General features: G+C 59.4%; 19 protein-coding genes. 16 read left to right on the top strand and 3 right to left on the bottom strand.

Features of this window, described 5'->3' with window-relative positions:
* Nucleotides 1-11: 11 nt before the first annotated feature.
* The 9 genes from BM062_RS14245 (at nucleotide 12) to adk (ending at nucleotide 8,068) form a co-directional block, all read left to right on the top strand.
* On the top strand, nucleotides 12-320 hold the full coding sequence (locus BM062_RS14245) for a malonate decarboxylase subunit delta (RefSeq protein ID WP_092397901.1): 309 nt from the start codon (nucleotides 12-14) through the stop codon (nucleotides 318-320).
* A gap of 7 nt (nucleotides 321-327) precedes the next feature.
* Nucleotides 328-1,179, top strand: coding sequence for a biotin-independent malonate decarboxylase subunit beta (locus BM062_RS14240; RefSeq protein WP_092397899.1), 852 nt, complete (start codon nucleotides 328-330; stop codon nucleotides 1,177-1,179).
* A gap of 8 nt (nucleotides 1,180-1,187) precedes the next feature.
* The gene (gene mdcE, locus BM062_RS14235) at nucleotides 1,188-2,015 is read left to right on the top strand and encodes a biotin-independent malonate decarboxylase subunit gamma (RefSeq protein WP_092398013.1); all 828 of its coding nucleotides are present in this window, start codon (nucleotides 1,188-1,190) and stop codon (nucleotides 2,013-2,015) included.
* An 88-nt stretch (nucleotides 2,016-2,103) separates the two neighbouring features.
* Nucleotides 2,104-2,505, top strand: a complete 402-nt coding sequence (gene madL, locus BM062_RS14230) for a malonate transporter subunit MadL (protein WP_092397897.1) — start codon at nucleotides 2,104-2,106, stop codon at nucleotides 2,503-2,505.
* Between the two features lie 8 nt (nucleotides 2,506-2,513).
* Complete coding sequence (gene madM, locus BM062_RS14225; protein ID WP_092397895.1) at nucleotides 2,514-3,278, top strand: malonate transporter subunit MadM; 765 nt, start codon at nucleotides 2,514-2,516, stop codon at nucleotides 3,276-3,278.
* Nucleotides 3,279-3,280: 2 nt separating this feature from the next.
* Nucleotides 3,281-4,039 (top strand): malonate decarboxylase holo-ACP synthase, encoded by a 759-nt coding sequence (locus BM062_RS14220; protein ID WP_092398011.1) that lies wholly within the window; start codon nucleotides 3,281-3,283, stop codon nucleotides 4,037-4,039.
* Complete coding sequence (mdcH, locus tag BM062_RS14215) at nucleotides 4,036-4,965, top strand: malonate decarboxylase subunit epsilon (protein ID WP_092397893.1); 930 nt, start codon at nucleotides 4,036-4,038, stop codon at nucleotides 4,963-4,965. Before BM062_RS14220 ends, mdcH begins: the two co-directional genes overlap by 4 nt.
* A 376-nt stretch (nucleotides 4,966-5,341) precedes the next feature.
* Nucleotides 5,342-7,324: an acetate--CoA ligase gene (gene acs, locus BM062_RS14210; RefSeq protein WP_092398009.1), complete on the top strand. Its 1,983-nt coding sequence runs from the start codon at nucleotides 5,342-5,344 to the stop codon at nucleotides 7,322-7,324.
* Nucleotides 7,325-7,408: 84 nt separating this feature from the next.
* Complete coding sequence (adk, locus tag BM062_RS14205; protein WP_092397891.1) at nucleotides 7,409-8,068, top strand: adenylate kinase; 660 nt, start codon at nucleotides 7,409-7,411, stop codon at nucleotides 8,066-8,068.
* 135 nt (nucleotides 8,069-8,203) lie between these two features.
* Here adk and BM062_RS14200 read toward each other — a convergent pair whose 3' ends face one another.
* Nucleotides 8,204-8,842: an FMN-binding negative transcriptional regulator gene (locus BM062_RS14200; protein ID WP_092397889.1), complete on the bottom strand. Its 639-nt coding sequence runs from the start codon at nucleotides 8,840-8,842 to the stop codon at nucleotides 8,204-8,206.
* A 142-nt stretch (nucleotides 8,843-8,984) separates the two neighbouring features.
* On the opposite strand from BM062_RS14200, the gene BM062_RS14195 reads away from it, so the two are divergent.
* Complete coding sequence (locus BM062_RS14195; RefSeq protein ID WP_092397887.1) at nucleotides 8,985-10,520, top strand: MocR-like pyridoxine biosynthesis transcription factor PdxR; 1,536 nt, start codon at nucleotides 8,985-8,987, stop codon at nucleotides 10,518-10,520.
* Nucleotides 10,521-10,688: 168 nt separating this feature from the next.
* Here BM062_RS14195 and BM062_RS14190 read toward each other — a convergent pair whose 3' ends face one another.
* Entirely contained in the window at nucleotides 10,689-12,662 is a 1,974-nt protein-coding gene (locus BM062_RS14190) for a phosphatase PAP2 family protein (RefSeq protein ID WP_092397885.1), read from the bottom strand.
* Nucleotides 12,663-12,841: 179 nt separating this feature from the next.
* On the opposite strand from BM062_RS14190, the gene BM062_RS14185 reads away from it, so the two are divergent.
* From BM062_RS14185 to BM062_RS14155, 6 genes are all read left to right on the top strand, one after another.
* Nucleotides 12,842-14,959, top strand: coding sequence for an autotransporter-associated beta strand repeat-containing protein (locus BM062_RS14185; protein ID WP_092397883.1), 2,118 nt, complete (start codon nucleotides 12,842-12,844; stop codon nucleotides 14,957-14,959).
* A 432-nt stretch (nucleotides 14,960-15,391) separates the two neighbouring features.
* Complete coding sequence (locus BM062_RS14175; RefSeq protein ID WP_092397879.1) at nucleotides 15,392-18,154, top strand: autotransporter family protein; 2,763 nt, start codon at nucleotides 15,392-15,394, stop codon at nucleotides 18,152-18,154.
* Nucleotides 18,155-18,315: 161 nt separating this feature from the next.
* Nucleotides 18,316-19,368 (top strand): alginate lyase family protein, encoded by a 1,053-nt coding sequence (locus BM062_RS14170; RefSeq protein WP_254785076.1) that lies wholly within the window; start codon nucleotides 18,316-18,318, stop codon nucleotides 19,366-19,368.
* 666 nt (nucleotides 19,369-20,034) lie between these two features.
* Nucleotides 20,035-23,253: a di-heme oxidoredictase family protein gene (locus BM062_RS14165; protein WP_092397877.1), complete on the top strand. Its 3,219-nt coding sequence runs from the start codon at nucleotides 20,035-20,037 to the stop codon at nucleotides 23,251-23,253.
* A 350-nt stretch (nucleotides 23,254-23,603) separates the two neighbouring features.
* Nucleotides 23,604-24,083, top strand: coding sequence for a hypothetical protein (locus tag BM062_RS14160; protein WP_254785075.1), 480 nt, complete (start codon nucleotides 23,604-23,606; stop codon nucleotides 24,081-24,083).
* Nucleotides 24,084-24,128: 45 nt separating this feature from the next.
* The gene (locus BM062_RS14155) at nucleotides 24,129-25,034 is read left to right on the top strand and encodes a sel1 repeat family protein (protein WP_139220055.1); all 906 of its coding nucleotides are present in this window, start codon (nucleotides 24,129-24,131) and stop codon (nucleotides 25,032-25,034) included.
* 11 nt (nucleotides 25,035-25,045) lie between these two features.
* On the opposite strand, the gene BM062_RS14150 is transcribed toward BM062_RS14155, so the two are convergent.
* Complete coding sequence (locus tag BM062_RS14150) at nucleotides 25,046-25,858, bottom strand: OmpA family protein (RefSeq protein WP_092397873.1); 813 nt, start codon at nucleotides 25,856-25,858, stop codon at nucleotides 25,046-25,048.
* Between the last annotated feature and the right edge of the window lie 41 nt (nucleotides 25,859-25,899).

Here is a 25,899-nt window from a genome sequence, read left to right as displayed (position 1 = left end):
GGAGGGAAACCATGGAAAAGATTTTCTATGAATATCCGGCGGGTTCGCCTGCCAAAGCACGCGTGTTGACCGGCGTGGTCGGCTCCGGCGATCTGGAAGTATTGCTTGAGCCGCATGCCGCCGGCGTCACCAGCATCGCCATCAACACCTCGGTCGATGGCATGCGCCACGTGTGGGAAGCGCTGTTGACGCGCATCTTTGCCGCGCCGTCGCTGCCGGCCGCAAAAATCGAGATCAATGATTTCGGCGCAACGCCGGGCGTGGTGCGCATGCGGATCGAGCAGGCGTTCGAAGAATTGCAGTATGCAAGCACAAAGTAAGGAAGCCATGAATACCGAACAACTGCTGCAACGCGACAGCTTTATCGAACTCAATGCGCGCAGCCGGGCCGGTGCCTTGCTCGACGCCGGGTCCATGCGCGAACTGATCGGCCCCTTCGACCGCGTGACATCACCCTGGCTGGCGCAGCAGGGCGTGATCACGCAATCGGACGACGGCGTGGTCGTCGCCAAGGGCACATGCGACGGCCAGCCGGCCGTGATCCTTGCCATCGAAGGCGCATTTCAAGGCGGCAGCCTGGGAGAGGTCGGCGGCGCCAAGATTGCCGGCGCGCTGGAGCTGGCGGCGCAAGACAATCGCAACGGCATTCCAACCCGGGCGATCATCTTGTTTGAAACCGGCGGCGTGCGGCTGCAGGAAGCCAATCTAGGATTAGCTGCGATTGCCGAGATCCATTCTGCCATCGTCGACCTGCGCCGCTACCAGCCGGTGATCGGCATTATCGCCGGCACTGTGGGCTGTTTTGGCGGGATGTCGATCGCGGCGGCCCTGTGCAGCTATCTGATCGTGACCCGCGAAGCGCGGCTCGGCTTGAACGGTCCGGCGGTGATTGAACAGGAAGCCGGCATCGCCGAATACGATTCGCGCGACAAGCCGTTCATCTGGAGCTTTACCGGCGGCGAGCAGCGTTACCGCTGCGGACTGGCTGATGCTTACGTCGAGGACGACGCCGCTCAGATCAGAAGCGTGGTCCGCGACCTGCTCCAGCGCGGCTTGCCTGGACAGCACCGCAGCGATATGGCCCAGGGTTTTCTGGAGCGCCTGGCCGAAGTGGACGCCAGCGTACAGGCAACGCCTGAACTGGTTCGCGCGATTTATCAGAAAGGATTCGCATCATGAGCATAACCATGAATTCAGCTGATCAGCAAAGCCGTGGCGCGGCCTGGTTCTCCAGGCTGACCGGTGGAGCCGCGCCGGCTGCCGGATATCCCGCTTCGGTGCTGGTAGCCGACGCCGACCTTGCCGGAAAAATGGCGCGCTACATTGCAGTGGCGCCGGATCCAGGCAACCGCTTCCCGCGCGTCCGCAACGGCGAGGTCGGCCTGGTAGAAGGCTGGCAGCTTGCGCGCGCGGTACAAGAGCTGGTGGCCGCCGACCGCGACAGCAAAACCAAGACGCCGATCGTCGCGGTGATCGATGTCACCAGCCAGGCTTATGGCCGGCGCGAGGAAGGTTTTGGCATCCACCTGGCGCTGGCCGGCGCCGCCGGCGCCTATGCAGAGGCGCGGCTGGCGGGCCATCCCGTGATCGGGCTGATCGTCGGCAAAGCCATGTCCGGCGCTTTCCTTGCCCACGGCTACCAGGCCAACCGCCTGATAGCAATCAGCGATCCTGGGGTCATGGTGCATGCAATGGGAAAGGCGTCCGCGGCGCGTATCACGATGCGTTCGGTCGAGGCGCTGGAATCCCTTGCTTCGACTGTGCCGCCGATGGCCTACGACATTGAAAGTTATGCATCGCTGGGCCTGTTATGGCGATGCCTGCAAGTGGCGCACCCGGATGCGCCATCCGCCGCCGACATCGATACCGTAGAAAGCAGCCTGCAAGCCGCGCTCGCAGACATCCTGGCAGACAGCAGCCGCGGCCTGGGTAATCGGCTGGGGGCAGAACACCGTCGCGCGTCAAGCAGGGTACGGGACATGCTGCGCGTCCAATGGAGCGCCAGCCAACCCTAACCCAGGAAGGAGCAGTCATTATTTTTCTGTAGTGCATAAAAACAAAATCTGACAAGCCGCTGATGTCATCAATATAGGAGACAAAACCATGATTATTTACGGAACCGCCTTACTCGCCTGCTGCCACCTGCTAGGGATTTTCCTTGGCGACCTTCTCGGCCAGCTGATCGGCGTCAAGACCAACGTCGGCGGTGTCGGCATCGCCATGCTGCTATTGATTTTCGCCCGCCTGTACATGCAGCCGAGAGGATTCTTGCCCAAACCGACCGAAGCAGGCGTCGGCTTCTGGGCTGCGATGTATATCCCGGTGGTGGTTGCCATGGCGGCCCAGCAGGACGTGGTTGCGGCGCTGCGCGGCGGACCTGTGGCGTTGCTGTCGGCATTGGGGGCGGTTGCCGTCTGCGCCTGCTGCATCGCGTTGATCAATCGCACGGAAAGCCAGGCTGAGATTGACGCAGCCGTGGCCGATCTTGCGCCTTTGGCCGAGTAGGAGACATCATGTCAGAAATATTTCAAAAAGCGGTTCATCAGAATGGACTTGTCACCGCCTTTGCTGTGATCGGGATCATTATCTTGCTGTCGGGAGTCATCTCGCGCAAACTCACCTTCGGCCGCGTCCATGGCTCCGCAATCGCCATCGTGATCGGCCTGGCGCTGGCATATTGGGGCGGCATAGTGAGCGGCGGGACCAAGGGACTGGCCGACGTTTCGCTGTTCAGCGGGATTGGCCTGATGGGTGGCGCCATGCTGCGCGATTTTGCCATCGTCGCCACTGCTTTCGAGGTGCAAGCGACCGAGGCGCGCAAAGCTGGACTGATCGGCGTCGTATCGTTGCTGCTGGGGACGGTATTGCCGTTCATTGTCGGCGCCAGCATCGCCCGGGCCTTTGGCTATTCCGATGCGGTCAGCATGACCACCATCGGCGCCGGCGCGATCACCTATATCGTCGGCCCGGTCACCGGCGCAGCGATTGGCGCCAGCTCCGATGTGATGGCGCTGAGCATCGCCACCGGCCTGGTAAAGGCGATTATCGTCATGGTCGGCACTCCCATCGCGGCGCGCTTTCTCGGCCTGAAAACACCTCGCTCCGCAATGGTGTTCGGTGGTCTCGCGGGCACCGTCAGCGGCGTTTCGGCCGGCCTCGCCGCGACCGACCGCAAACTGGTGCCGTACGGCGCATTGGTGGCGACATTCCATACCGGTATCGGTTGCCTGCTAGGGCCATCCCTGCTCTTCTTTGCCACGAAAGCAATCGTGGGTTGATCATGGAAGCCGTATCGCTCAAGACACCAGAGGACGAAACCCTGGGCACATCCACGCCTGAGAGCGCCGGCGCAGGCATTCTTTGCCCGCACGACTTGCTCTGGATCAAAGACACCAGAGCACTGACGACGGTCACGCCGCTTCCGCCTTGGGCGGGCGCTGGGCAATTCTTGCGCGCCCCGGTCGTCGTGCGGCGCGAGAAAGTAGGCGATCCCTGTTTGGTCCCCGTTGGTCTGCGCGGCGAGACGCGGAGCGAGCGCTGTGCCGGTTACCTGGAGCGCGCTGCAGTGGCGCGTTGCATCAAACCGGAGATGCTGACTGGCTGCGCATCGGCTTACATCGAAGAGCATCGAGGCCGGCTGCCGGCTTTCGAAGCACTTGCGGTCCTGGCGCCGTCGCTTGATGCAACCGGCTTGGCCTGGGGGCCAACCGGCGGCGTCGGGTTTCAGCTCGCATCGCGGCTGCCGGTGGTCCGTGAAGACAGCGATCTCGATATCCTGCTGCGCGCGCGCGCACCTCTCAGTGCTGCGCAGATGCTGGCGCTCAGGATGATATCGTCATCTCGAATATGCCGTATTGATATGCAGATAGACACCGGCAATGGTGCATTTTCATTTTCCGAATGGGCCAGCATCAATGCGCAATGGGCCAACCGCCAAAACGGGCGAGTGCTGCTAAAAACTGACGCCGGCCCGGTTTTGACTGCCGATCCGTGGCGCCAGAACAACTGGCAAAACGCAGAAAGCGTGAAGGCGCCATGATCCTGTTTACCTTTCCAGGCCAAGGCGCGCAGCGGCCAGGCATGCTGCACTCGCTTCCGGACCATCCCGCGGTTACGCGTACGCTCGAGCAGACCTGCGACGCACTCCACGATGACCCTTTCACTCTGGATACCGCCAAAGCACTGGAATCCACTGTTGCCGTGCAACTGTGCCTGCTGATAGCTGGCGTCGCCATGGCCAGGTTCTTCCTGGCACACAATGCCGGCCCGCATATGGTTGCAGGCCTGTCCATAGGAGCCTACCCGGCCGCGGTGATCGCCGGCGCCCTTGGGTATTCCGATGCGGTACGGCTGGTGGCGCAGCGAGGGAAACTGATGGAGAGTGCGTATCCGCGCGGTTACGGCATGACAGCTATAGTCGGCCTCGACCGCTATCAGCTGGAACCGCTGATAGCACGCATTCATACTCCTGCCGCACCGGTCTACCTGGCCAACTTGAACGCGGACAGGCAACTGGTGATTGCCGGGGCTGACGACGCGATGCTCCTGGTCATGCGACTCGCGCTTGGACATGGCGCGGTCAAGGTGGAACGCCTGGCTGTCGGCGTGCCGTCCCATTGCGAACTGTTCGATGCGGCGGCAGTGGAAATGAGAGCGGCTTTTTCGAGAGTGGCAATACAGCGTCCGCAGTTGACTTACCTGAGCAGCAGCATCGCACGCGCTGTTTTCGAACCGAGGAGCATTCGCGATGACCTCGCCAATAATATGGCGCGACAGGTGCATTGGTTTGATACCGCTCGTCTTGCCTGGGAACGCGGTGCACGCCTGGCGCTGGAAATGCCGAGCGGTTCGGTATTGACCAATCTGACAGCGTCGATATTCACCGATGGCCAGGCGCTCTGCTGCGACAACAACCGAATCGATACGCTGCTCGCTTTGCTATCACGCGAGCAGGCGCAACTATGAGAGTTTCGTAATTCATGACATCGCCACAGATTCGGAGAAAGACAGAGTCATGTGGAGTAGGAGTCACCTGGGGTCGGAGTCATGTGGGGTCAGAGTCAACTTTCGCAGAGCTTCATCGCGAAACTTGACTCTGACCCCACATGACGGATTCGGAGAAAGACAGGGCGCACCAGGTGGTTTTGTTCTTGTTAGCGATGAGGCAGCTACTCCGTGGCCCGCTAAGTGGGGTCAGAGTGAAGTTTCTGCAAAAAGCGCGCAGAAAGTTCACTCTGACCCCAGTTAGCTGCGTTTGTTAAGCGCGTCCGGGCAAGGGCATTGTCATGTTTTATGAAAATCTCAACAAATCATTAATCACATCATATTGGAATACAAAACCATGGCAGACATAGAGACCTTCAAGCAAGAAGACCGGATTTTCGAGCCGGCGGCCAGCTTCGTGAAGACGGCAGCGATTTCCGGCATGGACGCCTACCGCGCCCTGGTTGCCGAAGCCGAACAGGATTACGAAGGATTCTGGGGCCGCCTGGCCCGCGAGAACCTGCAATGGCACAAGCCCTTCACCAAGGTGCTGGACGAATCCGATGCGCCGTTCTACAAATGGTTCGACGACGGCAAGCTGAACGTCTCCTACAACTGCCTCGACGTGCATTTGCAGAATGGCAATGCCGACAAGGTCGCGGTCATCTTTGAAACCGACAGCGGCGATGTCAGCAAGATCACCTACCGCGAGCTGCACAAGAAAGTCTGCCAGTTCGCCAATGGCTTGAAATCGCTGGGCATCAAGAAGGGCGACCGCGTCGTCATCTATATGCCGATGTCGGTTGAAGGCGTGGTCGCGATGCAGGCTTGCGCCCGTATCGGCGCCACCCATTCGGTGGTGTTCGGCGGCTTTTCCGCCAAGTCGCTGCAGGAACGCATCATCGACGCCGGCGCCGTCGCCGTGCTGACCGCCGATGAGCAAGCGCGCGGCGGCAAGCGCCTGCCGCTCAAGTCCATCGTCGACGAAGCGCTGGCGCTGGGCGGCTGCGACAGCATCAAGAACGTGGTGGTCTACAAGCGCACCGGCGGCGACATCAATTTCGTGGCGGGCCGCGATCTCTGGCTGCATGAACTGGTCGCGGCGCAGGCCGACACCTGCGAACCGGAATGGGTCGATGCCGAGCATCCGCTGTTCATCTTGTACACCTCCGGCTCCACCGGCACGCCGAAGGGCGTGCAGCACGCATCCGGCGGCTACCTGCTGTGGGCGGCGCTGACCATGAAATGGGTGTTCGACATCAAGCCGGACGATGTCTACTGGTGCACCGCCGACATCGGCTGGATCACCGGCCACACCTACATCGCCTACGGCCCGACCGCGGTCGGCGCCACCCAGATCATTTTCGAAGGCGTGCCGACCTTCCCCAACGCCGGCCGTTTCTGGGATATGGTGCAAAGGCACAAGGCCACCATTTTCTACACTGCGCCGACGGCGATCCGTTCCTTGATCAAGGCCGCCGACGCCGACCCGAACATCCATCCTTCCAGATACGACCTGTCGTCGCTGCGCCTGCTGGGCACGGTCGGCGAGCCGATCAATCCGGAAGCCTGGATGTGGTACCACAAGAACATCGGCCGCGAGCGCTGCCCGATTGTCGATACCTTCTGGCAAACCGAAACCGGCGGCCACATGATCTCGCCGCTGCCGGGCGCCACGCCGCTGGTGCCGGGTTCCTGCACCTTGCCGCTGCCGGGCATCCAGGCGGTGATCGTCGACGAAGCCGGGCATGAACTGCCGGACGGCAACGGCGGCATCCTGGTCGTCAAGCGCCCGTGGCCGTCGATGATCCGCGCCATCTGGAACAATCCCGAGCGTTTCAAGAGCGCCTACTTCCCGCCTGAGTTCGGCGGCAAGCTCTACCTCGCCGGCGACGGCGCGATCCGCAACAAGGACACCGGCTATTTCACCATCACCGGCCGCATCGACGACGTGCTGAACGTCTCCGGCCACCGCATGGGCACCATGGAAATCGAATCGGCGCTGGTGGCCAATCCGATGGTGGCCGAAGCCGCCGTGGTGGGCAAGCCGGATGAAACCACCGGCGAAGCGATCTGCGCTTTTGTGGTCCTCAAACGTAGCCGTCCGACCGGAGAAGAAGCCAAGCAGATCGCCAAGGAACTGCGCGACTGGGTCGCCAAGGAAATCGGCCCGATCGCCAAGCCGCGCGAAATCCGCTTCGGCGACAATCTGCCGAAAACCCGTTCCGGCAAGATCATGCGGCGTTTGCTGCGGGTGCTGGCAAAAGGCGAGGAAATCACCCAGGATGTTTCCACTTTGGAAAATCCGGCGATCCTGGAACAGCTCAAGCAGCCGGTTTAATCAATGAAATGAAGACATGCCCTGCATGGAAGCAGCAGGGAATTGTCATCGCCCGAGAATTGAATCTCACTTTACGGAAATATCATGCGTCTCATACTCTTAGGACCACCCGGCGCCGGAAAAGGCACACAAGCCAATTTTATTAAGGAACGTTTCAATATCCCGCATATCTCCACCGGAGACATGCTGCGGGCTGCAGTAAAAGACAAGACGCCTCTGGGGACGGAAGTGAAAAAGATAATGGATGCGGGCGGCCTGGTATCCGATGAAATCATTATTCGTCTTGTTAAAGATCGCTTGAAGCAAGCCGATTGCGCCAACGGTTATCTGTTCGATGGTTTTCCGCGCACGCTTCCACAGGCGGAGATGATGAAGGAAGCCGGCATCGCAATTGATTTCGTGCTGGAGATCGATGTGCCGGATGAGGTCATTCTGGAACGCATGAGCGGGCGCCGGGTTCACTCGCCATCCGGTCGCACCTATCATGTGAAATTCAATCCGCCAAAGGTCGAAGGAACGGACGATATCACCGGCGAGGACCTGATTCTGCGCGAGGACGATAGAGAAGATACGGTTAAAAAACGTTTAAAGATTTATCACGGTCAAACGAAAACGCTTATTGCCTATTACGCTCAATGGGCCCAATCCGGACAATCCGGGGCCGCAAAATATCGAAAGATAAATGGTATCGGCCCAGTAGACGCCATTCGAGACAATGCATTTTCTGTCATGGCGCCGGATTGACGTATCACTGACTATGACCAGTACGACGAATTCCTTCGAGTCCTCGTTTTCAAGGAATGACATGGCATTGATGTCTTTCAGGTGAGAGCCGGCGTCGACCGAACCGTGAGCACTAATTACAAACAGGTAGAAAATTCATGCCGGCTTGGCGTCAGCACAAGCCAGCATGGCGTCGCCAATCATGCGATCACCTTGGGCCTTGAGCGTCTCGCCGGCGCCGCGGATGTCACGCACTTCCTTGTTCTGGCTCAGTTTTGACTTGCCGACAAGACGCGTGATTTCAATCTCCAGGCCCACGATGGCCTTGAGCATCGTGTCAATGTACTCCTGGGGGCTGTCCGTCATCTTCCACGGCGCCGGCTGTGACGCTTCATGGGTTCGGGTCAGGCGGGCAACCAGGCCGCGCACGAAGCGCTCATCGTCGCGGATGGTGATGCGTCCGTAGGCATGGGCCACCACGTAATTCCAGGTGGGTACCTGCTTGTGGAACTCATGTTTGGACGGATACCAAGTGGGCGAAACATACGCATCGGCGACCCGAAACACCACCAGTACCTCGTCGCCGTCGGATACGTCCTTCCATACCGGATTGGCGCGCGCCACATGGGCATTCAATACGCCCATACCGCCCCGCTGGGGATCGAGTTCAAAAGGAATATGGTTGGCATCCAGTCCACTCGCGCCATGCGTGAACAGTATTCCAAAGGGATGTTGCTTGATGAGGTCATGCAGCACTTCTATGCGAGGCTCATCGAAATGGGTGGGTACATACATGTCAGTTCTCCCGGTTTTAACCCTGATTGAAACGCTCATGCCTTTGCAGGCAGTAATGGCTGGTTATCCAACCTGGATTATGGCTATTTTCTGGATTACTATATAGATCCACAATTGATCAATTCCAGCAGGCCAGAATCGTATGCCGCGACGTCCCCAAGCTGTTGATTTGCCGCCCATCAGCGGCTTGGACCGGACAAGCGGCCATCTTGGCCGCCAATTGACGCACGCTCTGCGCGAGGCAATACGCACCGGCAACTTGAAACCTGGCGATCTTCTTCCTTCGACCCGCCAGCTAGCCGCCGCGCTCGATATTGCTCGCGGCACCGTCATGGAAGCGTATGAACAACTGATCGCCGAGGGATTTCTCGATGCACAACCAAGGGCGGGCACGCGAGTCGCTTCCGCGCTGGCCCAATCGCGGCCAGCTGCCAGCGGTTCGCAAAAGCCGGCGGCAAGCACGACGCCCACTTCACTTCCGGCGCCTGCAGCCGCCTTCGCCAAAGTCGCGGAGCAATTTAAGCCGCTCCCGCCGGTGCCCTTTGCCGTTTCCGTTCCCATCGGCCCGGCAGCACCCGATGCAGCGTGGCGACGGCTCGGCAACCGCATCCGCGCCCAAGGACCAGGCGCGCCCTCAGGCTATGACGATCCTCAGGGTGTCAAGGCCCTGCGGGAAGCCGTGGCAGAGTATGTGCGGAGGTCGCGCTCGGTACAGTGCCGTGCTGAACAAGTCATCATCACGGCGGGAACCCAGCAAGGGTTGTACCTTGCCTGCCAGGTGCTGCTGGGCGCCACCGACATCGCGTGGGTGGAAGACCCCGCCTATCGGGGCATTACGGGAATTCTCGAAAGCACAGGGCGGCAGGATCGCATGGTGCGCGTTCCAGTTGACGATGCCGGCATCGACGTTGACGCCGGCATGGCAATGGCAAAGGATGCGCGTGCTGCATTCGTCACCCCTTCGCACCAATATCCGCTGGGAATGCCGATGAGCATGGGGCGCAGGAATGCATTGCTGGCTTGGGCAAGGAAGAGCGGCGCGTGGATCGTAGAGGACGACTACGACAGTGAACTGCGCTATGCCGGCCATCCGTTTCCGTCACTGCAGGGGCTTGCGCCGGATCGCGTCGTCTACCTGGGCACCTTCAGCAAGATCCTGTTTCCGTCGCTGCGCCTTGGCTACGCCATCGTTCCCGAAGCTTTGGTGCCCGCCTTCTGCGGTGCGCGTGTGCTGATGGACCGGCATACGCCAAGCGCCGACCAGCACGTCCTCGCCGCGTTCATCACCGAAGGTCATCTGGACCGGCATATCCGACGCATCCGCGGCGTATACGCTGAGCGCCGAAGCCAGCTGGCAGGCATGCTCGAGCGATGGATTCCGAAGGATCATGGATGGCTGCAGCCAAGCGATCAGGGCATGCACCTGGTACTCTGGCTAGCGCGCGGCATCGATGACGTCCTGCTGGCGTCGCGCGCCGTTGAGGCTGGAGTCGCCGTGCGTGCAGTGTCCCCAATGTATTCGGAGGGCAATGGCCGCCCAGGGCTCGTCCTGGGTTTGGGCGGATACAGCAACGAGCAGATGGAGACAGCAGTGCGGATCCTTGCTGCAATCATTGTGTCGATGAGAAAGACCACGCCGTGCATATCGCCATCAGCTCTTGCAGCGCGTATTTCCTGAATTGCTCGTGCAATTTTTGAGCTTCACGAATTGGAAAATGACGATGCAAGAAAGAAAAAGCTTGATCCAGATGTTTTCTTCTTTCTTTGACACCGACGAAGACCTCCTTTGCGGAACGGGACAGAGAGAGGAACCAAGCAATGCGCATCCGAAATCAATAAGAGCACTTTAGGCGCCAATACGCAATTGCAATCCCGTATTGCTGTATAACGGCGTCGCAGAAAAACCGTCCACGGAAATCGTGTCGAATTTCCCTTTAAGACTCGTCGCGGCAATGATGCTGATCGTGTCGCCAACGGCAGGTTTATAGCCTCCCTGGAACTTGATATGAAGAGTGCCGCCGGCAATGGTCATGTTTCCTGCGACGGCAAGTGTTCCCTGCTGACCGGTCCCTAAATTCAGTTCCAATGTGCTGTTCGCCAGTTGCGTATATTTCCCCTGAATTGTCAGTGCGCCAGGTGCATTGCTTGCCAGCGTACCGCCGCTGACGTACACATCGCTCGCACCAAAGGCTGACACGGAATCCCCTTCCAGCGTCCCCGCCTCCAGCTGCGCGCCGCCGCTCCAGGTATTGTTGCCACTTAACTTGAGGACACCGCTACCCTGCTTGGTTAACTTCCCCGCACCTGATATATCGTTACGCCAGTTATCAACGGCGTAAAAGCCTCCCTTGCTGGCGTCCATCGATACCACGACATTGCCATTGAAGGCCGCATATCCGTCTGCCGCGGCGAAAAGATTGAGGCGTCCCCAGCCTTCGGCGTCATCCAGAACCGGATATCCGGAGGCAATCGCCGTGGTTTTCAACACTACCCGGCGCTGGACATCGCTGAGGTAAGGCAAGCGTGTCTCCAATAGCACCTCGGCGCCTTTGGGTACGTTGGCGGGCGCGGCAGTTGCGCCTATTTGTGCAAAACCATAAGTCGTGCGGCGCGAATAATTTGCCTTGTTGCTCGCATAATCTGCAAACCGGTCTGTGGTAGCGTTAGCAGAGTGAGAAAAAGCATTAAAGGTGTCGGGAGTTGTATTGGTTTGCGCCATAAGCGCGGCATGGGCCTGTGCAACAGCAGCAGCTTTTGCAGCCGCATTAGCCGGATCGGCCAGATTGGCGGCAACCACGGCTTGACCAAGTACGCGTCCGCTCATCACATCCAATGGCGAGTGCATGCCAGCCAAAATCCGGTTTTCTCCCAATTCCAGGCCGCGGCTGATAATCTCTTGGAACCGTTCAGGAACGGCATAGGCCATCGCCACTGCGTCGCGGGTAGCCTCCGCCGAATGACCGCTGGTAAAACCGCCATCCGTTGCGGGTGTCGGGCTCTTCGCCGGCACCAGGGCAGGCACCACAACCACGCTGCTGCTCCAGCGAAATGGCCGAGCATACTTGTAAAAACGTTTGGCTGGTTCTGTTGATCCGTTGTTGCCCATGGCGTTGATAAAATCGACCACTCCACCAAATGCCGGATTGGCGCTGCCGCCGACACCGGTATTGTTACCGCTGTCATTGTATAAAACAGTGGTGGCGTCGGCCGGGACCGTCGTAATGCTGGTAGCCTGTTGCGCCGCTTGGCGCCATGCGGCCGTCAGCGGACCCATGCCATCAGTGACGCTATATCCTTTGCCGCGACGATCGTCCAGATAAGCGGCCGCTGCCTGAGCTGAAGTGCGATTGGACGTCGCTGCGACGACATACTGGATGTTCGCGTTGTGCACGGCTGCGTTGAGTATCGTGCCGCCCGGGGTGCCATCGTTCGGAATACCTGTCCAGGCCGACGGAGAAATGGCGGGGAAATTGCCGACGGCAGGCGCGGTGACGCCAGCGTCGACAATATCGGTGAGCGGTTGCCATATTTCCTTGAAGCCCGCTAAAACACGTACGCCAGCATTCGTTTCCAGAGTCGCATAGCGTGCATCACCGCGCTGGTTGCTCGCCACATTATCGACAAAAGCAGGGATCGATGCGGCAACTGGCGCGGTGTCGACATAGCCCGGATCCGCCGGCGCCGGCGGAATGACCAATGCTGATGGCGTCGATTGCGGAGTCTCAAGTTGATCTGATCCTCCACCGCAAGCTGTCAATGCCATGGATGCACTGATGGCGAGCGCCAGCGGGCGGCGCAGGAAGGATTGTCGTAGTCGCATTTTCTATGCCTTCATTTATCGGAAACAAAACGAAGGGATGATAGTTGCCAAATGCTACGGCAGCATGACGTTGCAACCCGCATTTGAACGGCAATGGCGCTCATCGGGATGCATGTCATTTTTTGTCAGGCACAATCCATGCTTAGAGCGAGGTATTGTTTACTTTCCCACTCTAAGTCATGAGAATAAAAAACCACGTTCCGCTGGCCATCGTCGCTGCCTTGCTCTCGACGCTCGCCGCCTGCGGGGGCGGTGACGGCGCCAGCAACAGCGCTGCGAACACCGCCAGTCCGGCGACGCCGGCCACGACCGGTACCGTAAACGGCAACAGCTCAACGACTGCCACTGGCAGCACCAGCACCAATACCACGACCACCGGATCGACTACCACGCCAGCGACAACGGTGGCGCTGATCGACATCAGCGCCGCGATCCTGGCAAACCAGAACGTCGTCCTCAATGGCGATTCCGTCGTCGATGTCCCCTCCGGGACGACAACTTACGGCGGAATCATTTCCGGAAGCGGTACGCTCACGGTCCGCGCGCCGAGCGGGTCGGGCACCCTGGTGCTCACCGCCGACAGCAACTTCACGCTGCCGGCCTCGCAACAAACCGAGACCGCCACGCAGACCAAGAGCCCCACCGATCCCAACCATGTGCATTACTGGGTCATCCACAATCCCAATCCGCCGGCGGTGATCGTCAATGCAGACGCCACATTGCAGCTGGGCACGCCTTCATCCACCGGCGGCAGCATTGGCAGTTATATTCCCAACACGGCCGGCACCACGATCAATCTCGACAATTTCCAGATCGACGGCACCCTGGTCCTGGAATCCGGTCCGCCACTCAACATGGGCATCCTGAGCGGCAGCGGCGTCATCCGGCGTCCGCCCATCGGCACTACCGGCGGCACCGTCCGTTTCGTCGGCGACAATCCATTCAGCGGTGTCTACTCTCAGCTCTACGGTGGTTATTTCGGCGTCGACCATGTCATTTTTTCGATGCCGAATGCGACCATTTTCAGCAACGAGTCTTTCATCACGGCGGCCCCGGAAGGCTTGTTCGGCGATACCGCACTCCACCAGCTGAAGTATCCGAAAACCATTTGGGAAAGCCATTACGGCGACGATATCAACACCAACTCCGGCCTGGTGATTTTTTCGGGCATCTACAGCTATAGCAACAGCGGCGACCAGCTTAAGCCGGCCTTAAGCGATCCCAGCTTGAATACCATGCTGGTGCAAAATGTCTCCGGCAGCCTCACCGGCGGCGATCACTCCAGCTTCCGCGGCATCAACATCGAAGGCGGCACGACCCAGTGGGGCGATGGCACAACCAATCAGTTCTTCCTGCCTTCGGCGCCGTCGCCCGCTGCGCCTAATTCCGCGGTTAAAAATGCCTATATCAATCTGCACAGAGGCGCGACCCTGGTGTTCGACTACAACGGCAAGTACAGCTGCAACGTAGGCATTACAGGGGGCGGCGGCGGACCGGATGCCGACGGTTCGACCGGAACCGGCAATCTCACCATCGCCGCCACCGCCGGCAACTACGCGATACTGACCATGCCGCAAAACTACAACGGCATCACCACCATCGGCGCCGGCGCCACGCTGCAGATCGGCAACGGCGCGCCGGTCCGCGCGGTGCAGGCGACGGTGGGTGCGCCGACCGCGGCTGCGCCGTATGGCGCTATCACACGCCAGACCACCGTGGCTACCTACACCGGAGACAGCAGCCTGCTTACAGCCGAATCGGCCAACGGCAGCCTCAGCAATGCCATCGTCGACAACGGCACGCTGATTATCGCCAACACATCGACCGCCATCACCCTGTCCAACATCAGCGGCAGCGGTACGATCAAGCAGGCCGGAGCCGCAACCACGACCCTGTCGGGCGCCAGCAGCTACAGTGGCGGCACCACGATCAGCGGCGGCACGCTGAGCGTGGCTAGCGACACCGCATTGGGTAGCGGCAGCACCATCAACAGCGCGACCTTGGCAACCGCTGGCAGCCAGCATGCGATCAACGTCAGCGGCAACTACACACAGACAGCGGGCGGCAGTCTTGCATTATCGATCGGCAGCGTGTCCGATCAGCTCAAGGCCGGCGGACAGGCGCTTCTGGCCGGCAGCCTGGTCCTCAACTTCGCCTCGGCGCCGGCGCCGGGGAGCAGGTTCGTGGTAGTGCAAGCTGCGGGCGGCGTCAGCGGCGCGTTCACCAGCGTCAGCGGCAACGGCGTTTCTTTGGTAGGCGGGCAGGACGCTACGAGTTACTACGTGACGGTGCAATGATGGCGCAATGAAGAAAGACGCGGGCTGCCGTCAGCGCAGCTCGCCTCTTAGGGCCTGTTAACACTTAATTTGGGAGTGCGAACGCGCGGCAGGCGTTGCAGGCCTAGGCGCGGCGACGCGACGTAGCGGTGCTACGGCAAGGAGCCGCAACAACGGCATGCGACGCCTGCAGCCGTTCCCGGAGGGTTCAAGCCAAAACGTGCGCTGGCGGCGTTGCATGGCTTGCTGGGGCACCAGCCCCAGCTGCGCCACGCGCCTTGCCACCACACGTTTTGGCTTGAACGCATCTCCCAAATTAAGTGTTAACAGGCCCTAGGGAAATCCCTACGATGAAATGCCTGAATCCCGTAGAAGAATCAAGGCTTCCTGATACCTCGCTTCCTTTCCGCTGACTAGTCTTGGAGCACACTGAAGGCATAAATTAAAACAACCATGTCCCATCCCGTCCGCTATCGCTTTGCACTTTCTGCCGCATCATCCCTTTTGCTGATACCCGTGCTGAGCATGAAACCCGGGACTGCCTATGCCGCCTGCAGCACCTCTGGACAATCAACAATCTGCGATGCCAGCGCGGCGAATCCCTGGACAACATCGGTTGGCAGAGGCAATCTGGCTGCCGAAGACGGCAGGACAGTCACGGTCGGCGCGGGAAGCCGGATCGCGGTCGGCGATACGAATGCCATCAGCCTGCGCGACAATGCAGACATAACGCTCCAGAACGGCGGCACGGTAAGCGCCAACGGGGTCCGCAATGCTGGACTATATAAGAACGGCGCCAATACGATCGAGTTTCGCAATAACAGCACATTGACTGTCGATCAAGGAGGCCAGGTCCTGGCGACCGGCACCGAAATCACTGCCGAAGCTGTCAATCCGCAGGGCAGCGGCAACTTCATTATCAACAATGGCACGATCAGGGCAGATCATGCCGTTGCCGTCTGGTTTCAGAATACGAGCGGACTGAACACGATTATCAACAATGAAACAGGCGTCATCCAGGCGCCAGGCAACGTGATCGGCGCATCCGGCAACGGTGCGGTCGACTTTACCAACAAGGGACGGATCATCGGCGACCTGGTTTTTTCCGGGGGCGATGACACACTGCGACTCTATACGGGATCGGTCATTACGGGAAAATTCGATGGCGGCAAAGGCAATAACACCCTTTTCCTGAGTGGGACCGGAAGCGCATCCCTTTCCGGCGATATGATCAATTTCTCGTCATTCATCAAAAACGATGCGGGAACCTGGACGCTGACCACCCCTATCACCGGAGTCAGGATTGCCGAAGTTCAGCAAGGCACGCTGGCATTGACGGCTAACAACAGCGCGTATGCCGGAAAGATGACCGTCGATGCGGCCGGCACGCTTGAAGCACGCGCACAAACCCTGCCGCTTGCCGTTGTGAACAATGGTCTGGTGCGCTTCGCGCAGCCCGACAACGGAACCTATACCGGTTTCATTTCCGGCGCCGGTGCGCTCGAAAAGACCCTGGGCGGCACGTTAGTGCTGGCGCCGGCAGCTGCTGGCGGCAATACCTATTCCGGCGGCACGATCATCGCCGCCGGAATACTCGCGGTGGGCGACGCCTCCCACGCGAATGCAGCATTGTCCGGCGGCGGCAGCACGGTCATCTCATCCGGCGCCACGTTAGCCGGCTATGGCAGCGTCACGGGACCGGTGACCAACGGCGGCACCGTCGCGGTAGCCAATGCCTTGTCCGCGTTTGCCAATTCGGGCAACGGCGCCTTTACGATCAACGGCACATTGGTGAATGCCGGCGTGGTGCAAATCGGCGGTCAAGGAGTTGGCAACCGGCTCAATGTTGTCGGCAACTATGTTGGCCAAAATGGCAGCATCGCCCTGAACACCTACCTCGCAGGTGACGGCGCGGCGTCGGACCGGTTAGTGATCAGCGGTGGCACCGCTAGCGGATCGTCCAGCTTACGCATCACGAATGTAGGCGGCCCTGGGGCGGCCATCGTCGCCGATGGCATTGAGGTGGTGCAGAGCGTGAATGGCGCGACGACTACCGCAAGTGCATTTGCACTTGCGGCACCGGTCAAGGCCGGCGCTTATGCCTACTACCTTGCCAAAGGCGGGGTGACCAGCGGCACATCTGAAAACTGGTATCTGCGCAACACCGTGACGCAAACTCCAGCACCGCCCGTAGTTGTGCCTCCAACCACGACCTTAGGTGCACCTCCAGCTACGCCATCGACAAGCTCCGTAGCAATCCCGCTGTATCGCCCTGAAGTACCTATCTATGCGGAAGTTGCCAGCATCGCTCGGCAGGTCAATATCCAGCAACTCGATAATTTCCATGATAGGCAAGGAGAGCAATCGCTGTTGACCGAGAACGGCGAACTGCCGGCGGCTTGGGGGCGTGTCTGGGGCAGCCATACCAAGCAACGTCAGGATGGTACTGTCTCGCCCCAGTTCGATGGCTCAATGACGGGAATGCAGGTCGGTCACGACATCTACGCCGACACTAGCGCCAGTGGCCGACGTAATCATTACGGTCTGTTTCTTGGCTATGCGCATGCCACCGGCAACGTCAACGGTTTTGCGATGGCCGTGCAGAATCTTGATGTCGGCAATCTTGCTATCGACGCATATAGTCTTGGCGGCTACTGGACTCACGTCGGCCCAAGCGGCTGGTACACGGATGCAGTCCTGATGGGAAGTTCACTGTCGGCGGATCCGCGTTCACATGATGGCGTGGGCGCGCATACCCACGGCAGCGCACTCATCGGATCGATCGAGGGCGGCCTTCCCATTCCACTCGGCGCGGATGTGACCATCGAACCTCAGGCGCAAGTGATCTGGCAGAATCAATCCTTCAATAACTTGAATGACGGTGTCTCGACTGTGAGCTTCAACAACGGCAATACCTTCCTCGCTCGCCTCGGAGTACGGTTGCAAAGCCGTTTTGACACAGCTGCCGCGATCTGGCAGCCATATCTGCGGCTGAACCTGCTGCGCAGTTCCGGCTCCCATGACACCACCACTTTTGACGGTACTACCGTGATTTCCAGTGGTACGAATCAGACAGCGGGCCAGCTGAACGCGGGTCTGGTTGCCACGATCAACAAGTCGGCCAGTGCGTTTGTGACCGCAACTTACACGACCAACCTCGGCGGAGCGCAACAGCGCATGGCGATGGTGGATGCCGGCATGCGGTGGAGTTGGTAAGCCGATTTACTCTCACGGAGTTGGAAGAAATGACTTTTTCATTACGCAGAATATGTAGCCTTGTTTGTGCAGCCATGATAACCACGTTGGGTGCTGCGTCCGCAAGGGCAGATTCCTTTACACATCCTGGCGCCTTGCATACCCAAGCCGACCTGGAGCGGATGAAAACCAAAGTCGCGCAAAGTGCACAGCCTTGGCTTGATGGATGGAATATTCTTGTCAAGAATCCTCATGCATCGTTGAACTGGGCGCCGCGTCCCGTTGTTGTGGTTTACCGGGGCAAAGACGGTGCCGGTCATCCAGAGAATTACAGCGCGCTGTTCAACGATGCTGCGGCAGCCTATGCGCTTGCCTTGCGCTGGAAGATAAGTGGCGACGATGCCTATGCCGACAAGGCTGCTTCCATCCTGGACGCCTGGTCGGCAACGCTGACCGGGATAAGCGGGAGTTCGGATAAATTCCTGGCGTCCGGAATCTATGGTTATCAGCTCGCCAATGCGGCAGAGATCCTGCGCACATACAAGAAATGGCCTGAGGGTAATTTCAATCGCTTCAAAACGATGATGCTCAACGTTTTCTATCCGATGAACCATGATTTCCTGACGCGGCATAACGGCGCAAAAATAGACCACTACTGGGCCAACTGGGACCTCGCCAACATAGATTCCTTGATTGCTATCGGCATACTCGCTGACCGTCGAGACATCTATGACGAGGCGATCGAATACTTCAAGCATGGCGGGGGCAATGGCGCTATCAATCACCTGGTATGGAAAATATATCCGGACGGACTAGGGCAGACGCAGGAGAGCGGGCGCGACCAAGGCCACAATACGCTGAACGTTGCATTGCTTGGTGCGTTTTGCCAGATGGCGTGGAACCAGCACGACGACATGTTCGGTTATGACGACAATCGCGTCCTGAAGGGGGTCGAATACATCGCCAAATACAATCTGGGACAGGATGTCCCTTACACACCGTACCGCAACAGCGATGTGACCCAGGAAGTCATTTCCAGCGCCGGTCGCGGTGATAGCCGTCCGGTCTGGGAATTGTTCTACAACCACTACGTGGTTCTCAAGGGACAGGACGCACCGTATACAAAGGCGTTCGCAGAGAAAGTGCGTCCCGAAGGCGGTGGGGGCAACTACGGTCCAAACAGTGGTGGCTTCGATCAACTCGGCTATGGCACGTTGACTTATACGTTGCGATGAATTGCTCGAAGTTCGGGACCAAGATGCGATTGGATGATCCGGATGCCGCTGCTGCATAAGCAAAGCATGACATGCCACTCTTGGGCGGCGGCAAAAACAAGGCCTCGATGATCGGCAGGAGCGGCGCATTCCTGCGCGGCCCGATATCTTCTTTGCGTGTCCGAGACAATGCCGACACCGAAGATGCACTAAACAAATTGCAGGCACGCTAAACAAGCAGGGCACCTGCTCGCCGCAGGCATCAGTCCCGCCGACAAAAAATGTCAGTCTCTGACAAATGACGGGCAATAAATTCTTCATTGCCGCTAAACGTCAAAAAAAATACCCACAATCCTGCTGGTACAACACTTGCTCCTAAGCAAGTTCCCGCACAGCTCACGCGGGCGATTCAGTCATCGAACATTTCATACGAACCCGTAGTCCACGGGATGCAGCATTGGGCGCATGCCGCAACACACGAATTGGCAAATGCAAATAATTTGCACAGGCATCGAGCCTGGCCAGAATCAGCAAGCAAGCTTCACATGAACACCGGATTCAACGTTCCAATGCCTCACATGGAAACAACGCATGGCAACGTTTTGACCGCTTATTTTGACCGCTTATAAACCAACCGAACCAACTTTTTTTGACCTGAACGCAATAACAAAAACAAAGGAACGCACCATGAATAAAGTGCCATATCGACGTCGGCTGAAATTGGACCCATTGCGCCATCTGTCGACACAAGTACTGCCTCTCGCCTTGGCATTGCTGCTTGCCGCCTGCGGCGGCGGAGGCAGCGACGATCCGGCAGCCCAGGATGCCGCGGCCAAATCCTCCAAGGCCCTGGCGGCGGCAAGCGCGGCTGCGGAAACCGTACTGACGCCCGTGAGCGCCAGCGCCAGTTCGGCGGAACGCGGCGACCTGTCTGCCGCTGCCGCCATCGACCACAACGAGAGCACGCGCTGGGGCAGCGGTTTCTCCGACGATGAATACCTGACGCTGGATTTCGGCACATCCCAAGTCATCAATCGCGTACACATCGACTGGGAAAACGCGCACGCTCTCCAATACCTGCTGCAGGTCTCCGACGACAACGCCAACTGGACCACGATCAAGACCGTGGACAATAGCCAGGGCGGCTCCGAGGACTGGACCGGGCTCTCAGGCCAGGGCCGCTATCTGCGCATGAAGGGCATCAAACGCTCGACGCAGTACGGCTATTCGATCTTCGAGATCCAGGCCTTCTCAGGCACCCCGGTTGCGCCGCCCGTATCTAATCCGGTGCCTGTGCCGGTCGATACCAGCAAGCCGGGCGTGACCATCACGCCGGTCGCGGCAACCTCGTCAGCCCTGGAAAACCCGGGCTTGTCGGCAGCCATGGCAATCGACGGCAAGATGACTACGCGCTGGTCCAGCGCGTCCGAGGACGGCGCCTGGATTCAATTCGACTTTGGCGCCAAGACGCAGGTCGGCTATATGAAACTGCTTTGGGAAAACTCCTACGGCAAGCAATACGCGTTGCGCGTGTCGGATGACGGCCAGACCTGGTCGCAGCTGCGCTACGTGAGCAATGGCCAGGGCGGCACCGAGGAATTTTTCAATCTCGGCGTCAATGCCCGCTACATCCGGTTGCAAGGCATAGCCCGAGCCACGCAGTATGGCTACTCGCTATTCGAGGCGCAGTTCAAGACACCGGGCAGCGACAACACGCTGCCCAACAACACCACGTCGGCCCTGAAATTCCCCGCCAGCGGCAACGGCTGGACGCCATTGCCGACATCGGCCGAACCGCTGGAAACGCTGCAGTTCACGCTGCCCGACGGCACGCTGGTCACCCGCTTCGGTGCGCGCGGCCTGGCGCGCCACGGCCGCGAGCGCGGCGAGGAATGGAATGAGATCGGTTATGGCCCGAACGATACCGTCGACCAGGCCACCGGCTTGCCGGTGGACAAAGGGCCAGGCAATTACCTGACGTTCGTGCCGCAGTACTTCAAGAACCGCACCTGGGGTTTCGAGGTCATCGACAATAGCCGCGTGGCAGGCGTGACCAAGCCGACGCTGAAAGTCAACGAGTACTTCCAGCAAGCCCAGCTGCCCGGCGGCGTCGCCTGGTTCCGCGCTTTCGACCGGCCTGGCGTTACCGGATATGGCTGGATGAACCCCGGCGAACTGGTGGATCGCAACCTCGCCATCTGCCCTCCTGTACCGTACCCGCCGAACGGCAAGCTGGCCAACGCCGGCATGTACAACAACGGCTGCAGCCTGACCGTCAATGGTTACCCGGGACATGCTGACCTTGGCCCCGACGGCTTCCCCAACGGCAAAGACGTTCCCGGACGTCCGCTGGTGGTGGGCGATGTCATCGAAGTCTCGCCGTCGTTCTTCTCGACCAAGGACGCCATGCTCGCCAAAGGCGACGACGGCGGCATCCGCTACTACTCTTCCGAATGGATATACGTGGTGGGAACCGGCCTCAGGCCTTGGTACGGCGTGCAGCCGCGCCTGAATTCTGTGCCGCTGCCGGCCGAGACCTTGTCGGGCGGCGTCGGCTCGGTATCCTACAACTACTCGGACAATGGCTTGTTCATGTTCCAGCAGCCGCAAAACAATGTCGGCATGCAGAACATCCAGCGCTTCGTCGAAGGCCGGCGGCTGGTGCATACCAACTTCACCACCGGCGACCACAACGAACCGGGCAACGACCGCTACGCGCCGGCAGTCGGGCTGCAGGGTCAACGCTTCAACCAGTCCGCCTGCATCGCCTGCCACGTCAACAACGGCCGCAGCATAGCGCCGGGCGGATTGAACCAGCGGCTTGACAGCATGTCGGTGCGGGTGGCGATGATCGATGCCACGGGGCAGCAGCTGCCGCATCCGCAGTATGGCACCGCAGTCCAGATGAATGGCGCATCGACCACCGGAACCTCGCAGAACTGGGGCAACAGCGTCAGTGTCGGCGGCTTCGAGACCCGTTCGGTGAAGCTTGCCGACGGCACCGCAGTCGAATTGCGCAAGCCGACGCTGGCGTTCGAGGGGCCGGTGCCGGATGCCGTCTCGCTGCGCGCCGCCCAGCCCATGATTGGCGCCGGCTTGCTGGAAGCCGTACCGGAAGCGGACATCCTTGCGCGCGCCCGCACGACAGCGGACGCCGATGGCGTCAAGGGACTGCCTAACTTCGTCTTCGATCCTGAGACAGGCGCCGTCCGCCTGGGCCGCTTCGGCTGGAAGGCATCCAAGGCGACGCTGCGCCAGCAGGCCGCTTCCGCGCTGCTGCTGGACATGGCTGTGACCTCCCCCGTCTACCCCAACCGCGCCTGCAACACCGACCCTGCCGGCTGCGCTTCCGCCGGGGCCCAGAAGGGCATCTCGGAGTCCGACCTGCAATCGATCTCCAACTACCTTTCGCTGGTAGGCGTGCCGGCCCAGCGCAGTATCGCCAGCGGTTTCCCCAAAGGCGTGGCGCCGCTGGATGAACATCGCGTCGATCCGGCACAGGTAAGTAGCGGTTCCAAGGTCTTCCAGGGCATACGATGCACGGCCTGCCACGCGGTCGAGATGAAGACCGGGCCGGGCCATCTGTTTGCCGAATTGCGCAACCAGACGATCCATCCTTATACCGACTTGCTGCTGCATGACATGGGTGCGGACCTTGCCGACAAGTTTGTCGAGGGCCAGGCCAAAGGCAGCATGTGGCGTACCGCGCCTTTGTGGGGCATCGGCTACACCGACAAGGTCATGGGCAACAGCGCCAAAGTCGGTTATTTGCACGATGGCCGCGCCCGTAACCTGACCGAGGCCATCCTCTGGCATGGCGGCGAGGCGGATCGTGCGCGCCAGCGCTTCCAGGCGTTGTCCGCGACGGACCGCGACGCCCTGCTGGCGTTCCTCAAGTCGCTGTAGTTGCTAAAGGATTGTTTTGCATGAGGTGCAGGCCGCTGGGTAGATGACCTACCCAGCGGCCTTTTGCATGGTTCTCGGCATTTTTATAGCCAGCGGAGCCTGGGCGGCGTCCTTTACTCCGGGTTGATTAACAGGCAATATTAATTATTTCCACAGCGCAACGGAATAATATTTCCTAAAGTCATCATTGCGTAATAAGTAACTGTTATTTTTTGCAAGCTGCCAGGACGATATCCTGGCTTGCATGGCGCAGGCCGGAGAAAGTCCGTGCCGCGTGACGGTGAAAGCAACAGTCATCCCCTGTTTTATAAACCGATGGACCTGATAGAAACATGAAGGAGAAAAGGTAAATGAAAAAATTCCTGGTTTCCCTTTGCCTGATGACCCAGGCAATGTACGCCATGGCCGACGGCCAAACCGATTGCGACGCCGCTGCAGGCAGTTATCTCACGGGCACCGTCAACGCCAAACCGACATTTGCGGATGGCAAGGCGCTCAAGGGCGTCAAGCTCTCGCATACGCATATCAGCGTAAAGGCGGACAAGGATGGCAGGACGTATGACGTTGCCATGGACAACGTCTACGCGAAGGATTATCAAAAAAATTCTACTTCGATACCGAAATCGCTGGCGGCGTTCGGCATAGGCGACAAGGTGGAAATGTGCGGCCAGCTGTATACCAGCGGCTATGGCATCCATTGGGTCCACGATAACTGCAACGTCACGCCGGACCAGGCGCATCCAAACGGATTCATCAAGAAAGTGCTGGCGAATGGCAGCGAAGGCGCCAACCTGGAAGCCAGCGAGACTTATTGCTATTTGTGGAACTGAGCGCCGTCGTTCCTGCTCAGTTATTTCGCTAGGTTTCCCGATGCCGTGAACCTGACTATCCGTTATTCACTGCTGCTCGCAGCGGCCGGTGCCTGCCTTGGAATGTATCTGTCGACGACAGGGAGTTCCGGAGAAAGGCTGAGCGTAAAAGCAGGCCCGGCTCCTGTTTCCAGTCCGTCTCCTCGCAGCCGCGAACTGATTTCGCCGTTTGCGCCAGGAACGGCATACCAGGAAAACAGCTTCGCCACGGCCCCTCCTCCCTCCACCGCCGTGTATGCGCGAAACGGCCGCCAGGTCGACCTGGGCGGGCTTACCGCGCAGGAGTACATCGCCAAATGGAATAGCCTGGCAAGAAGCGGCGACAAAGACGCAGCCTACAATGTTTACCAGGCGGCAGCGGTTTGCGCCAGCAATGACGAGCCTGCTCCCGCATACAACAGCGCCGCCGAGCTTGACCGCTTCCTGGATCAACGAAAGAAATTGCTGGCATTGTGCGAAGGCGTCAATCCGGCGCAGCTCCAGGAGCGTCTCTCCTTCCTGGCCTTGGCCGCGCGCGCAGGAAAAGTGGAGGCGCAAATCGATTACTTCATGGAAGGGCCATACGGCCACGATACCGACCTGGCAAAAAACGCGGACGATCCGGTCGTACAGCAGTGGAAAACCGAAGCCGTCGCCGAACTGAAATCCGCCGCCGGACAGGGAGAGCCATTTGCCCTGGCATTGCTGGCGCAAGTGTATGACGCCGGCGAACTGCTGCCGCGCGATGCAAAATTATCGCTCGCCTACAAGGTCGCCGAAGCAGATGCGAGAAACAGCGCCTTGTCGGAAGACCAGCTCAGGCGCAATGCCGGCACGCACATGTCCGACGCGGATTTTGCCGGCGCCTTGCAGACAGGCAGGCAAATCGCGTCCGCCTGTTGCAAGAAAAACCATCTCTCGCCGCAAGAGTAGGCCGGTCAGGCTTATTGCTCGCCGACGATTTCGATCTCGATGCGCCGGTTCGGTTGCAGGCATTGCACCAGCTGCGGCGTCAGTTTCTGGCCAGGGCATTGAACCACCGGCTTGGCTTTGCCGGCGCCATATGCCCGCACCAGACGGCCGTCCACACCTTTCTGTATCAAATAATCGCGGATCGTATCGGCTCTTGCCTGCGACAATGCGAGGTTTGCCTCTTCAGAGCCAATCCGGTCCGTGTGCCCGGTCACAACTACCGACGACAATTTGACGCCGTCCTGTTTGAGACGGTTTGCCAGATCGTCGAGTTTGCCGCGCCCGGCCTGATCAAGGTTGCCGAGGTCCGATTTGCCAAATGCAAACAGGCCGTCTGCACCCAGCTCCACGCGGCGCGGCAAGACTTTCTCTATCATCGGCGCATCTTTGGCTGAGGGCGGATTGATGTACTTTTCGCAGTCCGGGTCCTTCCAATGGGTAGACGTAGCCCGGTTGTCCGAGTCGAATTTCACCTTGAACTGGCAGGTGACATACTCGTTGCCTTTGCCGGTATAAAAATTGAACGCGTAATCCCACTCGCGTACGTTGAAGATGCCTTCGCTGAAATGCGGGTTGCCGAGCTCGCGGCGCACCTGGTCTTTGTTCTGGCCCGGCGTCACGCGTTTTACATGGTCCGGGCCGACAAAATCCCCGGTCTTCAGGTAGGAACTGTCAAGCGCCGGAAAATGTACTTCGCCGGAGTCGGCCGCGGTGGCGGAAAAGCTCATGCAATACAGCATGCTGATGCATAAAACCCGACGGAAGATGCTGGAAGAATGTCGCATACATTAGTCCTGGAAAAGATGTGAATCGGAGGATTTTCTTT

Origin of the sequence: Collimonas sp. OK412 (assembly GCF_900112135.1) — a bacterium.
GTDB lineage: Bacteria > Pseudomonadota > Gammaproteobacteria > Burkholderiales > Burkholderiaceae_D > Collimonas > Collimonas rhizosphaerae.
Note: the sequence above shows the minus strand (reverse complement) of the source record. Positions and strands in the feature narration are given on the sequence as shown.

Excerpts from the sequence above, each read along its gene's own strand:
- BM062_RS14245 (WP_092397901.1), top strand. The coding sequence starts at position 12 with ATGGAAAAGATTTTCTATGAATATCCGGCGGGTTCGCCTGCCAAAGCA.
- BM062_RS14240 (WP_092397899.1), top strand. The coding sequence starts at position 328 with ATGAATACCGAACAACTGCTGCAACGCGACAGCTTTATCGAACTCAAT.
- mdcE (WP_092398013.1), top strand. The coding sequence starts at position 1,188 with ATGAATTCAGCTGATCAGCAAAGCCGTGGCGCGGCCTGGTTCTCCAGG.
- madL (WP_092397897.1), top strand. The coding sequence starts at position 2,104 with ATGATTATTTACGGAACCGCCTTACTCGCCTGCTGCCACCTGCTAGGG.
- madM (WP_092397895.1), top strand. The coding sequence starts at position 2,514 with ATGTCAGAAATATTTCAAAAAGCGGTTCATCAGAATGGACTTGTCACC.
- BM062_RS14220 (WP_092398011.1), top strand. The coding sequence starts at position 3,281 with ATGGAAGCCGTATCGCTCAAGACACCAGAGGACGAAACCCTGGGCACA.
- mdcH (WP_092397893.1), top strand. The coding sequence starts at position 4,036 with ATGATCCTGTTTACCTTTCCAGGCCAAGGCGCGCAGCGGCCAGGCATG.
- acs (WP_092398009.1), top strand. The coding sequence starts at position 5,342 with ATGGCAGACATAGAGACCTTCAAGCAAGAAGACCGGATTTTCGAGCCG.
- adk (WP_092397891.1), top strand. The coding sequence starts at position 7,409 with ATGCGTCTCATACTCTTAGGACCACCCGGCGCCGGAAAAGGCACACAA.
- BM062_RS14200 (WP_092397889.1), bottom strand. The coding sequence starts at position 8,842 with ATGTATGTACCCACCCATTTCGATGAGCCTCGCATAGAAGTGCTGCAT.
- BM062_RS14195 (WP_092397887.1), top strand. The coding sequence starts at position 8,985 with ATGCCGCGACGTCCCCAAGCTGTTGATTTGCCGCCCATCAGCGGCTTG.
- BM062_RS14190 (WP_092397885.1), bottom strand. The coding sequence starts at position 12,662 with ATGCGACTACGACAATCCTTCCTGCGCCGCCCGCTGGCGCTCGCCATC.
- BM062_RS14185 (WP_092397883.1), top strand. The coding sequence starts at position 12,842 with ATGAGAATAAAAAACCACGTTCCGCTGGCCATCGTCGCTGCCTTGCTC.
- BM062_RS14175 (WP_092397879.1), top strand. The coding sequence starts at position 15,392 with ATGTCCCATCCCGTCCGCTATCGCTTTGCACTTTCTGCCGCATCATCC.
- BM062_RS14170 (WP_254785076.1), top strand. The coding sequence starts at position 18,316 with ATGAAAACCAAAGTCGCGCAAAGTGCACAGCCTTGGCTTGATGGATGG.
- BM062_RS14165 (WP_092397877.1), top strand. The coding sequence starts at position 20,035 with ATGAATAAAGTGCCATATCGACGTCGGCTGAAATTGGACCCATTGCGC.
- BM062_RS14160 (WP_254785075.1), top strand. The coding sequence starts at position 23,604 with ATGAAAAAATTCCTGGTTTCCCTTTGCCTGATGACCCAGGCAATGTAC.
- BM062_RS14150 (WP_092397873.1), bottom strand. The coding sequence starts at position 25,858 with ATGCGACATTCTTCCAGCATCTTCCGTCGGGTTTTATGCATCAGCATG.